Origin of the sequence: Streptococcus sp. NM (assembly GCF_003390135.1) — a bacterium.
Lineage (GTDB): Bacteria > Bacillota > Bacilli > Lactobacillales > Streptococcaceae > Streptococcus.
Genome location: NZ_QUOS01000003.1, coordinates 56,248 through 69,643, shown reverse-complemented (window position 1 = coordinate 69,643; position 13,396 = coordinate 56,248). Strand labels below are relative to the sequence as shown.

Genomic DNA, 13,396 nt, shown 5'->3' with positions numbered 1-13,396 from the left:
AGGCGGTAGACGGATTTGAACCGACGATCAAGCTTTTGCAGAGCCGTGCCTTACCACTTGGCTATACCGCCTTAACGTTTATTATTATACCTTGAAAATGATTTTCAGTCAATAGCTTTTTCAGATTTTTTGTATCAATAAGCCTAAATATTCTGAAAATTCGTTTACTTTTCTTGAAATCTATGATATAATTGATGATAACCTATACTTTATTTATAAGAGGAGTAAATAAATGAAAAAAAGTCAAGTGCTTGCTGTAGCGGGAGCTACCTTATTAGCGTCAGGAGTTCTAGCTGCGTGTTCAAACACTAGTTCGAATAATGCTAAACTAGCAAAAGATTACCAATATGTTTATCAAACAGATCCAGAAACCTTGGATTATATCGTCAGCAATATCGATTCAACATCATTCGTCACAACAAATGCTGTAGATGGTTTGTTGGCTAATGATAAATATGGTAACTTGGTTCCTTCTATTGCTGAATCATGGACAGTTTCAAAAGATGGTTTGACTTATACCTATAAAATCCGTAAGGATGCTAAATGGGTTACAGCAGAGGGAGAAGAATACGCTCCTGTAACTGCTAAAGACTTCGTTACTGGTTTGAAACATGCCGTAGATGGAAAATCAAAAGGACTTTCAATCGTTAGCTCTTCTATTAAGGGATTAGAACCCTATATCAAGGGTGAAACAAGCGATTTTTCAACCGTTGGAGTAAAAGCGCTTGATGATCAAACACTAGAATATACCTTGAACCAGCCAGAAACTTTCTGGAATGACAAGACCACTAGTGGTGTTTTGATGCCGGTTAATGAAGAATTCTTAACTTCAAAAGGGGAAGGTTTTGGTGCCCCAACCGATGCTAACTCTATTCTTTATAACGGTCCATTTGTCTTAAAATCTGTAACTCCAAAATCATCTATCGAGATGGCTAAAAATGATGCTTACTGGGACAAAGAAAATGTAAAAATTGAGAACGTTAAGTTCACTTTCTGGGATGGTAAGGACCAAGATGTCATTGCCAAAGGTTTTGCTGATGGTCAATATAGCAAGGCTCGTATCTTCCCTACAAGTTCTACATATGAAAAATATGCAGCTGACTTTAAAGATAACATTTACTTTAATGAACCAGGAGCGGGTGTTGCAACTGTCAGCTTGAACTATGGCCGTACAACCTATAACCACACTGCCAAAACAAGTGATGCCCAAAAGACATCTACTCAGAAAGCATTGCTAAACAAGGAATTCCGTCAAGCCTTGAACTTTGCTGTCGATCGCAATTCTTATTCAGCTCAAACAAATGGTACTGATGGAGCTGCAGTAGCCATCCGTAATACATTTGCACCTTATAATCTTCAAGTTGGTAAGAAAACATTTGGTGAATTGGTACAAGATAGCTTGGCTAAGACAAATTCTTCTACTTGGTCAAACGTGTCTCTAGCAGATTCTCAAAATGGCCTTTACAATGAAGAAAAAGCTAAAGAAATCTTTGCTAAAGCAAAATCAAGCCTACAAGCTGAAGGTGTTGAATTCCCAATCCACTTGGATGCCTTGGTTATCCAAGAATCAACAGCGGTTGTAAACCGTGTTCAATCATTGAAACAATCAATTGAAAAAGTATTGGGTTCAGATAATGTTGTTGTAGACTTACAACAAATGACTCAAGCAGAAGCTTTACCAATTTCATTTAGCGCTCCAACAGCTAAAGAGCAAGACTGGGATATCCATACCTTGCTAGGATGGAACCCTGACTATCAAGATCCTTCTACTTTCTTGGATCAATTCGTCCTTAAGGGAGGAAGCACTCGTCTTTACCTTGGTATTGACCAAAACACAGATGCATCAGTAGTAAGCAAACTTGGTTTAGCTGACTATGGAAAATTACTTGATGACGCAAACAGCGAAAACCAAGATGTTCAAAAACGTTATGAAAAATACGCGGTGGCACAAGCTTGGTTGACTGATAATGCTTTGACAATTCCAGTAATGGCTTCTCCTAAAGAAACAGCCGTTTCATATGTTTCAAAAGTTCTACCATTTAGCTCTTCATATTCAGTAGCCGGCCTTAAAGGTGAAAATTCAGGATACTTGAAGTACACTGAAGTTGGTGAAAAAGCAATCACCAAAGAAGAGTATGAAAAAGCTCGTGAAAAATGGTTGAAAGAAAAGACTGAGTCAAACGAGAAAGCTCAAAAAGAATTGGCAAGTCATGTGAAGTAAATAATTTTCAATAGAACTTTCTCTCCATGAGGAGAAGGTTCTTTTGGGATTTTTAAAGGAAATGATATGAAAAAATATATTTTTATGCGTGTTTTGCGGTCATTGGTTTCTATCTTCTTAGTAACAACCTTGACTTACACGATTATCTATACAATGGTTCCTCGAAAATTGATTTTCAAACAGGATACCAACTATAACAAGATTGCTACAACTGCTGATAAACGTGATAACTATGAGAATACCGTTTATGAGCGTATGGGCTATATCGAGTACTACGATACCAAAGAGTTGCAAGAAAAAGCTAGCCAGATGGATGCTTCTGTAACAGTTGAAGCCAATGACACCAACAAGGCTATCTATGAAAAATACATCAAACAAATCGGTCATGGTTGGACCCTGGGAGAATTTACTGAAAGTGGCCAATTCTACGCTACTCGTGAAATCCCGATTTTTGAACGTGTTTTCAAATTCTATGCTAACTTGATTGACATTGATCATACTAATAAAATTCAAGACCCTGAAAATCCAGACTTGAAACGTTACCTTCGTTTTGAAAATGATCCAGCTATCGGATGGTCCTTGGTTGGTTCAGGAACTAAACACAAATATCTCTTGTACTTCAACAGTCAGTTCCCATTTGTGCATCAAAACTTTGTGAACATTAATTTAGGTGACTCTTATCCAACCTATGCTAATAGCCCTGTTTTACAGGTTATTACTCAGGGTCAAGGGCAAACAAAAACATCTCAAGTTCAGTTCCCAACAGGTAAGAAAACTTCTTCTGTAAATATTTACTCAAGAACCTACAAGTCTCCTAGTCAGGCTGATTCACGTGAAGTAGCTAACTATGGGAAAGATGACCCATATACTGCTACTGAAAGCAACTACCAATATCCTTCTATGATTGCTAGCTCTGCAATCGTTGGATTGATCGGTTTGGTGATTTCTTATGCGATTGCCGTGCCACTTGGTTCAGCTATGGCTCGCTTCAAGAACACTTGGATTGATAGCTTCTCAACAGGGGCTTTGACCTTCTTGATGGCTCTTCCAACCATTGCTTTGGTTTACATTGTTCGTTTGATTGGATCATCAATTGGTCTTCCAGATTCATTCCCTATCTTGGGTGCTGGAGATTGGCGTTCGTATGTTTTACCAGCAGTTATCCTTGGTTTATTGGGTGCTCCTGGTACCGCTATTTGGATTCGTCGTTACATGATTGACTTGCAATCACAGGATTTTGTTCGTTTTGCTCGTGCAAAAGGTTTGTCTGAAAAAGAAATTTCAAACAAACACATCTTTAAAAATGCCATGGTTCCGCTGGTTTCAGGGATTCCTGGTGCTGTTATCGGGGTTATCGGTGGTGCAACCCTTACTGAAACAGTCTTCGCCTTCCCAGGTATGGGTAAAATGTTGATTGACTCTGTAAAAGCATCTAATAACTCTATGGTCGTAGGTCTTGTCTTCATCTTTACATGTATTTCTATCTTCTCACTTCTTTTGGGAGATATTTGGATGACTATTATTGACCCACGTATTAAATTGACTGAGAAAGGAGGCAAATAATGTCTACAATCGATAAAGAAAAATTTCAGTTTGTAAAACGTGACGATTTTGCCTCTGAAGCCATTGATGCGCCAGCTTATTCATACTGGGGTTCAGTGTTTAGACAATTTATGAAGAAGAAATCAACTGTAGTCATGTTGGGAATCTTGGTAGCTATCATTTTGATGAGTTTCATCTACCCAATGTTTTCTAAGTTTGATTTCAATGATGTCAGCAAAGTGAACGATTTTAGTGCTCGTTATATTAAGCCAAATGCTGAGCATTGGTTCGGTACTGACAGTAACGGTAAATCGCTCTTTGACGGTGTTTGGTTCGGAGCTCGTAACTCTATCCTCATTTCTGTGATTGCGACAGTGATTAACTTGGTTATCGGTGTCTTTGTCGGTGGTATTTGGGGAATTTCGAAATCAGTAGACCGTGTGATGATGGAAGTTTATAACGTCATCTCAAACATCCCATCTCTTTTGATTGTCATTGTCTTGACTTACTCAATCGGAGCTGGATTCTGGAATCTGATTTTTGCAATGAGTGTAACAACATGGATTGGGATTGCCTACTCAATTCGTATCCAAATCATGCGTTACCGTGACTTAGAGTACAACCTTGCTTCACGCACACTCGGAACTCCAACATACAAAATTGTCATTAAAAATATCATGCCACAATTGGTATCTGTTATTGTTACGACTACATCACAAATGCTTCCAGCATTTATCTCCTATGAAGCCTTTCTGTCATTCTTTGGACTTGGATTGCCTATTACAGTACCAAGTTTAGGTCGATTGATTTCAGATTATTCACAGAACGTAACAACAAATGCATACCTCTTCTGGATTCCATTGACAACTTTGGTCTTGGTATCCTTGTCACTTTTCGTAGTTGGTCAAAACCTAGCGGATGCTAGTGATCCACGTACACATAGATAGGAGTAGAAATGACAAAAGAAAAAAATGTAATTTTGACTGCTCGCGATATTGTCGTGGAATTTGACGTTCGTGACAAAGTATTGACAGCCATTCGCGGCGTTTCCCTTGAACTAGTTGAAGGAGAAGTATTAGCCTTGGTAGGTGAGTCAGGATCAGGGAAATCTGTTTTGACAAAGACTTTCACAGGTATGCTTGAAGAAAATGGTCGCATTGCCCAAGGAAGTATTGACTACCGTGGTCAGGACTTGACAGCCTTGTCTTCTCACAAGGATTGGGAACAAATTCGTGGTGCTAAGATTGCGACTATCTTCCAAGATCCAATGACTAGTTTGGACCCAATTAAAACAATTGGTAGTCAGATTACAGAAGTTATTGTAAAACACCAAGGCAAAACAGCTAAAGAAGCGAAAGAATTGGCGATTGACTACATGAATAAGGTTGGGATTCCAGATGCAGATAGACGTTTTGATGAATACCCATTCCAATATTCTGGAGGGATGCGTCAACGTATCGTTATTGCTATTGCCCTTGCCTGCCGACCTGATGTCTTGATCTGTGATGAGCCAACAACTGCCTTGGATGTAACCATCCAAGCACAGATTATTGATTTGCTAAAATCTTTACAAAACGAGTACCATTTCACAACAATCTTTATCACCCATGACCTTGGTGTGGTAGCAAGTATTGCGGATAAGGTAGCAGTTATGTATGCGGGAGAAATCGTTGAGTATGGAACTGTTGAGGAAGTCTTCTATGACCCTCGCCATCCATATACATGGAGTCTCTTGTCTAGCTTGCCTCAGCTTGCTGATGATAAAGGGGAACTTTACTCAATCCCAGGAACACCTCCGTCACTTTATACTGACCTGAAAGGGGATGCCTTTGCCTTGCGTTCTGACTATGCAATGCAGATTGACTTCGAACAAAAAGCTCCTCAATTCTCAGTATCAGAGACGCATTGGGCTAAAACTTGGCTTCTTCATGAGGATGCTCCAAAAGTAGAAAAACCAGCTGTGATTGCAAATCTCCACGATAAAATCCGTGAAAAAATGGGATTTGCCCATCTGGCTGACTAGGAGGAAGGAAATGTCTGAAAAATTAGTAGAAATCAAAGATTTAGAAATTTCCTTCGGTGAAGGAAGTAAGAAGTTTGTCGCGGTTAAAAATGCTAACTTCTTTATCAACAAGGGAGAAACTTTTTCGCTTGTAGGTGAGTCAGGAAGTGGGAAAACAACTATTGGTCGTGCCATCATCGGTCTTAATGATACAAGTAATGGGGATATCATTTTTGATGGTCAAAAGATTAATGGTAAGAAATCGCGTGAACAAGCTGCGGAATTGATTCGTCGTATCCAGATGATTTTCCAAGACCCTGCGGCAAGTTTGAATGAACGTGCCACTGTTGATTATATTATTTCTGAAGGTCTTTACAATCATCATCTGTTCAAGGATGAAGAAGAACGTAAAGAGAAAGTTCAAAATATTATCCGTGAAGTAGGTCTTCTTGCTGAGCACTTGACTCGTTACCCTCATGAATTCTCAGGTGGTCAACGTCAACGTATCGGTATTGCCCGTGCCTTGGTCATGCAACCAGACTTTGTTATTGCGGATGAGCCCATTTCAGCCTTGGACGTTTCTGTGCGTGCTCAAGTCTTGAACTTGCTCAAAAAATTCCAAAAAGAACTTGGTTTGACCTATCTCTTCATCGCCCATGACTTGTCTGTCGTTCGTTTTATTTCAGATCGTATTGCAGTTATTTACAAGGGTGTTATTGTAGAGGTTGCTGAAACAGAAGAATTGTTTAACAATCCAATTCACCCATATACTCAGGCCTTGCTTTCAGCGGTTCCAATTCCAGATCCAATCTTGGAACGCAAGAAGGTCTTGAAGGTTTACGATCCAAGTCAACACGACTATGAGACTGATAAGCCATCTATGGTAGAAATCCGTCCAGGTCATTATGTTTGGGCTAACCAAGCCGAATTGGCACGTTACCAACAAGGACTAAACTAATAATGGTTTTATAATTTCCATGTCAATTTTATGGAAATTATAAACCTTTTTTTGTTGGACTGATTTGAAAAGCTTTGAAAGCTCCTTGAAAGAATTTTCGAAAAATTTTAAAAAATTCTGAAATATTCTTGACAGCTGATAAAAAAGGTGGTAAGATGGGAAACATCAAAAAAGAAAGCAGAAAAAGAAATGAATAAGAGACAAGCTGTAACGATGAATCAAAACTTTTACTTTAGCTACTTTAGATAGTGTTTGTAGACATGTCACCATGGATGCAAACAGTTCAAGCAATTTGTTTGTATCTATGTGGCTAAGATTTTTGATTGTGGTCCATATAGATGAATATCTAAATGGACTAGCAAAGTTATAACTTGTTAGATTATTTCAAGCATCCGTTTAGATAGTATCTAGGCGGTTTTTTGTTTTATCTTTTCTGAGAAGGAGTTTCATTATGAAAGTTGTTCGAAAATTACTAGCACCCCTCTTGGTAGTGGGGCTTCTCTTGACCTCTCTGATTAGTTTGCATCAGTTGAAGGCAGATAAGAAAAAAGATGTGTTTCGTATCGGTATTTCACAATTTATTACCCACCAGTCTCTAGACGCTACCAGAGAAGGCTTTGTGGATGAGCTGGCCAAGCAAGGCTATGTTGAAGGGAAAAATATCGAGATTGATTTGCAAAATGCACAGGGAGAACAACGAAATCTAAAAACGATTTCCCAGCAACTAGCAGAATCTAGTGATGTCGTTCTAGCTATCGCAACGCCTTCTGCTCAGAGCTTGGCCAATACAACACAAACGACACCTGTTATCTTTTCAGCGGTAACAGATCCTGTCGGTGCCAAGTTGGTTGAGTCAAGAGAGCATCCTGGGGGCAATGTAACTGGGACTAGTGATCAGTCATCAGATGCCATTTCAACCCAAATCAATTTGATAAAGAAAGTGTTGCCAAAAGCTAAAACAATTGGAATTCTTTATACTCAGAGCGAGCCAAACTCAGTTGTCCAAAAGGATGAAGCTAAGCGTCTTCTGGAAGAAAAAGGATTTACTGTTGTTGAAAAAACAATCTTGGACAGTAATAACGTCAAGGCGGCAGCAGAGAGCTTGATGGCAGAGGTGGATATGGTTTTTGTACCAACGGATAATATCATTTCGTCAACCATGGAAACAGTCAAGCAGGTTTCTATTAAACACAAGGTACCAGTATTTGGTGGCTCAACAGAAATGATTGCTGTTGGTGGCTTGTATAACTACGGTACCAATTATGAAGAATTGGGAAGACAGACAGCTCGCATGCTGATTCGTATTTTAAAAGGTGAGAAGCCAGAAAATATAGCAGTTGAGTTGCCTGAAAAACTGGAATTGCATACCAATCAAGAAATGGCAGATGCATTGGGAATTGATATTAGTAAGTTAGAAGGCAAGGAATAAGGAGGTTTGAGATGAATTTTGTATTATCTAGTTTATCAGAAGGTTTGTTGTGGTCGATTATGGCGATTGGGGTCTACTTGACTTTCCGTATTTTGGATATTGCGGATATGACTGCTGAGGGGGCCTTTCCACTGGGGGCGGCTGTCGTCGTATCTCAGATACAGGCAGGGACAAATCCTTGGATTGCGACCTTACTTGCTTTGCTGGCAGGTATGGTAGCAGGTCTTGTATCAGGAATGCTCCACACCAAGATGAAAATTCCAGCTCTCTTGACAGGGATTGTGACCTTGACAGGGCTTTATTCGATCAATATTAAAATCATGGGAAGTGTGCCCAATCTTTCCTTGGGAGATTCTTCGACTGTCTTTAAACAGTTGGCTAGCTTGGGGCTGTCAAATGAAGAAGCTGTTTTCTCATTCAGTTTAGCCTGTCTCTTACTTGTTTGTTTGGTCTTGACTCTTTTGATGAAAACAGAGATTGGCTTGGTCTTGCGTTCGACTGGGGACAATATTCCGATGAGTGAGGCCAACGGGGTCAATGTAGACACCATGAAGATTGTTGGTTACATGATTTCAAACGGCTTGATTGCCTTATGTGGTTCCTTGTTTGCACAAAATGATGGATTTTCAGATGTGACTTCTGGGACAGGGACCATCGTTGTTGGTTTGAGTGCAGTGATTATTGCGGAAGTCTTGATACACGACTTGACCATTGGAGGCCGCTTGTTATCCATCGGAATCGGTGCTATTGTTTACCGTTTGATTATTTTAAATATCTATGAAATTCCAAATCTAGATCAAAACCTGGTTCGTCTCTTTAATGCAATCTTGTTAGCCATAGTTTTATTTGCACCAGAATTGCAAAAGAGATTAAAGATTCGTGGTCTAAAATTGAGAAATGAATAGGAGGAGAAAGTTATGGCAAGTTTGTTAACACTTGAAAATATTCACAAAACATTTGAAGCAGGGACGGTCAATGAGAACCATGTCCTCAAAGGATTAGATTTAGAGGTTGAAGAGGGAGATTTTATCTCTGTAATCGGTGGAAATGGAGCAGGGAAATCCACTTTGATGAATATCTTGGCAGGCAATCTATCGGTGGACGAAGGGGACCTTTTATTGGTAGGCAAATCCATTAAAAATCTGAGCGTTCGCAAAAGAGCTAAGGATATTGCCCGTGTTTTTCAAGATCCTAAGATGGGAACAGCTTCTCGTTTGACGATTGAGGAGAATATGGCTATTGCCTTGAGACGCGGGCAGAAGAGAGGGCTTGGCTGGGGTGTGAAGGAGAAGGACAGAATCCAGTTCCAAGAGGCCTTGAAGGAGTTGAATATTGGTCTTGAAAACCGCTTAAAAGTAGATACTCAATATCTCTCAGGAGGACAAAGACAGGCCTTGACCCTAGTCATGGCAGCTCTGGTGAAACCCAAACTTTTGCTTTTGGATGAACATACTGCGGCGCTTGATCCAAAAACCAGTCAAATGGTGATGGACTTGACGCAAAAGATTGTGGAACACCATCAGTTGACGACTTTGATGATTACCCATGATATGAACCATGCGATTGAGTACGGCAATCGTCTCATTATGCTCTATCAGGGTAAGATAGTGGTGGATGTCAAGGGAGAGGAGAAAAAGCATCTGACGGTTGAAGATCTCATGCATCTCTTCCAGAAAAATAGTGGCCAGAGTCTAGTCAGTGATGAATTAGTTTTGGGATAAATAAAAACACCACACTTTGTAAGGACACAAGGTGTGGTTGTATTTTATCTCTTAGACCAAGTCCTCTTCATGAAGAGAAGTAGGATTGGGTATATCTCCAAGCGCCCTGCAATCATTGCAAAGGAGAGGAGAATTTTTGAGATAGGACTAAAGATTGAGAAACTAGAAGTGGTTCCTAGGATAGGCCCAATATTATTGAAACAGCTAAAGACAGCGCTGGTCACAACCAGAAAATCATTGCTATCTAGGCTGACAATAAAGATAAGGGATAGCAAAATCATAGAATAGATGACAAAGTACTTGAGAATCTTATGCTGGGTATCTTTGTCAATCACCGTTTTATTAACATGGAGGGTCAAAACACGGTGGGGCGATAGGATTGACAAAATCTGATTTTTAGCAATTTTTGAAAGGATGAGGCCTCGAATAACCTTGAGTCCACCTGCGGTTGAACCAGCAGAACCACCGATTCCCATGAGGAAGAGGAGGATAAACTGGGAGAAGAGGGGCCAGTTGGTAATGTCTCCGTAACCAAAACCAGTCGTTGTAATGATATTGGAAACCTGGAAGAAGGCCATTTCAAAGCTCTTGGAAAATCCTGAGTAGAGATAGAGGGTATTGAGGCTGATCAAGCCTGTCGAAACCAGCACGATGACCAAGTAAGCCCGAAGTTCTTCGTCACCAAAGAAGGCCTTGACACGACGGAGCATGAGGTAGTAATAAAGGTTGAAATTTACCCCAAAAACCAGAACTCCGATACTAACCAGATAGGTAATCAGTGAGCTACCATAGTGGGCAATTCCATCGTTATAGACGGTAAAGCCCCCAGTTCCCGCTGTTCCCATAGCAATGACAAAACTATCAAATAGGGGCATGCCAGCCAGATAATAGATGATGACAAAGAGGGAGAAGAGAGCTAGATAAAGGAGATAGAGAATCTGGGCAGTGTTTTTAAGTTTGGATACAACCTTACCGAAAACAGGACCAGGAACCTCAGCCTTCATTACTTCTAGGTGGCTATTTTTGGCATTATCCATAATAGCAAGTGCAAAAACAAGCACTCCCATCCCTCCAATCAAGTGGGTAAAACTTCGCCAGAAGAGGAGGGAACGGCTGAGGACCGAAACGTCGTTCAGAATAGTTGCTCCAGTAGTTGTAAAGCCAGAGCTGATTTCAAAAAAGGCATCGATAACACTGGGAATTTGTCTAGCAAAGACAAAGGGGAGACCGCCAAAGAAGGACCAAAGGATCCAACAGAGGGCCACAATCAAGATTCCCTCCTTAGCATAAATCCGTTGATTTTTTGGCTTTTGTAAAATTCCTGAACCGCCTAGTAATACGAGAATCCCTATTGTTGAAAAGAGGGCCGTAAAGACTTGGCTCGATTCACGGTAATAGAGAGCGACAGACACAGGAACCAAAAGAAGAACAGCTTCAATCAAAAGTAATTTTGAAAGGAGGTAACGAATCATACTTTTATTCATTTCTTACCTCGCAATCAAGTCATAAATCTTGGTGATGTTTGGCAACAGGGTTGTTACTAGGAGCTTGTCTCCAACTTCCAGCATATCCTCCCCAGTTGGGAAAATAGTCTTGCCCTTTCGAATGATAGCTGCAATCAGAACCCCTTTTTTCAATTTCAGTTGAGAAAGAGGTTTGGCAGTCATCTTATTAGCTTCTTTGATATGGAATTGCAGGGTTTCAATTTGGCCATTGGCTAGATGATGCATAGCCTGAAGGTCTGAATACTGGGCATTAACCCGACCACGAATAAAGTGCATGATTGTATCTACAGCGATGCTTTTAGGTGTGATGATACTTGAAAAATCAGGCGCATTGATGATCTCGAGGAGACTGGTACGATTGACCTTAGTAATATTTTTCTGCACACCTACCCTGTCAAGGAACATAGAGGTAATCAGATTTTCCTCATCGACCCCTGTTAGAGTCGCAACGGCATCATAGTTTTGAGCACTTTCTTCCAGCAGGATATCTTTTGCGGTACCATCTCCTTGAACGATGTAGAGGTTTGGGAATTTCTCGCTAAAGAAGCTAGCGATTTCAGGATTGATTTCAATAACCTTGGTATCGATACGACTGTCTTTGAGGATACCTAGTAGATAATAGGCAATTCTACCAGCTCCAACAATAAGAAGACTCTTCACGGCACGAGACTTGAAATAATTATGGAAGAGCATCATGTCAACACGGTTACCAGTGACAAAGATTCTATCTTTATCCTGTACAGTCATGTCACCGCTTGGAATGATAATTTGATGATCCCTCTCTATCGCACAGACAATGACATTGCCAAATTTTTTCCGAAAATCAGAAATGGGCATTTGGCAAAGACCACTGGAGGATTTAACAGTGAATTCCATCAAGCTGACCCGTCCACCAAAGAAACGTTCGACAGAGAGGGCGTTGGGGAAGTCAATGATATTCGCGATAGCACGAGCAGCCAAGAGCTCAGGGTTAACGATAAGAGAAAAACCGAGAATATTCTTTTCCTTGAAATAAGAGTTAGAATATTCAGGGTTCCGCACACGAACGATGGTCTCTTTAGCTCCCATTTTTTTGGCTAGAACAGCTGCAATCATGTTGACTTCATCGTATTCAGTCAGGGCGATAAAGATATCACAATCCTGGACACTGGCTTGCTCAAGGATGGTAAAATCGGCCCCGTTACCAAGGATACCCATGATATCAAAGCGATTAACAATATGATTGAGAACAGCTTCGTCTTGCTCAATCAGCAAAACATCATGCTTTTCTGCAACCAAGGAGCGACAGAGGGCAGAACCAACTTTTCCCCCTCCGACAAGGATAATTTTCATAATAAAACCTACTTCTTCATTATGTAACTATCATACCTTTTTTCAAGAAAAAATGCACCTACTAGCTAATCAGCAGAGTTTTTAGTAGGAAATTTGTTATAAGGTAAAACTATACCCTATACCTGTTAAATCTGGTTATTAAGTACCTTTGCACCATTCCTCTGGCTATTATCTTTTTGATGACAACTCATCCTAGTCAGTTTGCTTCTAGTTTAAATCAAATTGGTGTGCCTTACAAGATTGCCTATTCAGTCAGCCTGACCTTGCGCTATATTCCAGATTTGCAGGAAGAATTCTTTACAATCAAGATGTCTCAGGAAGCGCGTGGGATGGAATTATCCAAGAAAGCTTCTCTCATGCAACGAATCAAAGGTAATCTGCGCATTATTACGCCCTTGATTTTTAGCTCACTAGAACGCATTGATACCATCGCGACCGCCATGGAGCTCCGACGCTTTGGGAAAGAGAAAAAACGCACTTGGTATAGTTATCAGGCCTTGAAAAAAGGAGACTATCTTACCTTGCTCTTGGCAGCCTTGTTTTTAGTAACTAGTTTACTACTTATCTTGCAGAATCATGGACGATTTTACAACCCTTGGAAATAGCTTGAAAAAATTGAAAAAATCAAGTCGTTTCTATTGACAATGATTCTGAAAGTGTTATACTAAGAAAGTAGTTTCGCTGAT

Annotated in this window: 10 protein-coding genes, 1 tRNA gene and 1 pseudogene; 9 read left to right on the top strand and 3 right to left on the bottom strand. The window is 40.2% G+C overall.

Translation table 11 applies throughout. The annotated features are described in order from the left end of the window. A tRNA-Cys gene (locus DXN33_RS06080) sits at positions 1–71 on the bottom strand. 161 nt (positions 72–232) lie between these two features. On the opposite strand from DXN33_RS06080, the gene DXN33_RS06075 reads away from it, so the two are divergent. The 8 genes from DXN33_RS06075 (at position 233) to DXN33_RS06040 (ending at position 9,873) form a co-directional block, all read left to right on the top strand. After that, positions 233–2,221, top strand: coding sequence for a peptide ABC transporter substrate-binding protein (locus DXN33_RS06075; protein WP_049486662.1), 1,989 nt, complete (start codon positions 233–235; stop codon positions 2,219–2,221). A gap of 66 nt (positions 2,222–2,287) precedes the next feature. Continuing rightward, on the top strand, positions 2,288–3,784 hold the full coding sequence (locus DXN33_RS06070; RefSeq protein ID WP_049486661.1) for an ABC transporter permease: 1,497 nt from the start codon (positions 2,288–2,290) through the stop codon (positions 3,782–3,784). Next, on the top strand, positions 3,784–4,710 hold the full coding sequence (gene oppC, locus DXN33_RS06065; protein ID WP_049486660.1) for an oligopeptide ABC transporter permease OppC: 927 nt from the start codon (positions 3,784–3,786) through the stop codon (positions 4,708–4,710). Before DXN33_RS06070 ends, oppC begins: the two co-directional genes overlap by 1 nt. 8 nt (positions 4,711–4,718) lie before the next feature. Next, on the top strand, positions 4,719–5,786 hold the full coding sequence (locus DXN33_RS06060; RefSeq protein ID WP_115904626.1) for an ABC transporter ATP-binding protein: 1,068 nt from the start codon (positions 4,719–4,721) through the stop codon (positions 5,784–5,786). Between the two features lie 10 nt (positions 5,787–5,796). Continuing rightward, positions 5,797–6,723, top strand: a complete 927-nt coding sequence (locus tag DXN33_RS06055) for an ATP-binding cassette domain-containing protein (protein ID WP_033684751.1) — start codon at positions 5,797–5,799, stop codon at positions 6,721–6,723. A 451-nt stretch (positions 6,724–7,174) separates the two neighbouring features. Further along, positions 7,175–8,152, top strand: a complete 978-nt coding sequence (locus DXN33_RS06050; protein ID WP_115904625.1) for an ABC transporter substrate-binding protein — start codon at positions 7,175–7,177, stop codon at positions 8,150–8,152. A gap of 11 nt (positions 8,153–8,163) precedes the next feature. Then, positions 8,164–9,057, top strand: a complete 894-nt coding sequence (locus DXN33_RS06045) for an ABC transporter permease (RefSeq protein ID WP_115904624.1) — start codon at positions 8,164–8,166, stop codon at positions 9,055–9,057. A gap of 12 nt (positions 9,058–9,069) precedes the next feature. Then, positions 9,070–9,873, top strand: coding sequence for an ABC transporter ATP-binding protein (locus tag DXN33_RS06040; RefSeq protein ID WP_000157670.1), 804 nt, complete (start codon positions 9,070–9,072; stop codon positions 9,871–9,873). 44 nt (positions 9,874–9,917) lie between these two features. Here the strand turns inward: DXN33_RS06040 and DXN33_RS06035 are convergent, their stop codons facing one another. Both DXN33_RS06035 and trkA read right to left on the bottom strand, forming a co-directional pair. Further along, the gene (locus DXN33_RS06035; protein WP_070480192.1) at positions 9,918–11,357 is read right to left on the bottom strand and encodes a TrkH family potassium uptake protein; all 1,440 of its coding nucleotides are present in this window, start codon (positions 11,355–11,357) and stop codon (positions 9,918–9,920) included. Between the two features lie 3 nt (positions 11,358–11,360). Next, positions 11,361–12,710, bottom strand: coding sequence for a Trk system potassium transporter TrkA (gene trkA, locus DXN33_RS06030; RefSeq protein ID WP_042750050.1), 1,350 nt, complete (start codon positions 12,708–12,710; stop codon positions 11,361–11,363). A gap of 119 nt (positions 12,711–12,829) precedes the next feature. Here trkA and DXN33_RS06025 point away from each other — a divergent pair. After that, positions 12,830–13,315, top strand: a pseudogene (locus tag DXN33_RS06025) (energy-coupling factor transporter transmembrane component T family protein); the annotation flags it as partial. Positions 13,316–13,396: the final 81 nt, after the last annotated feature.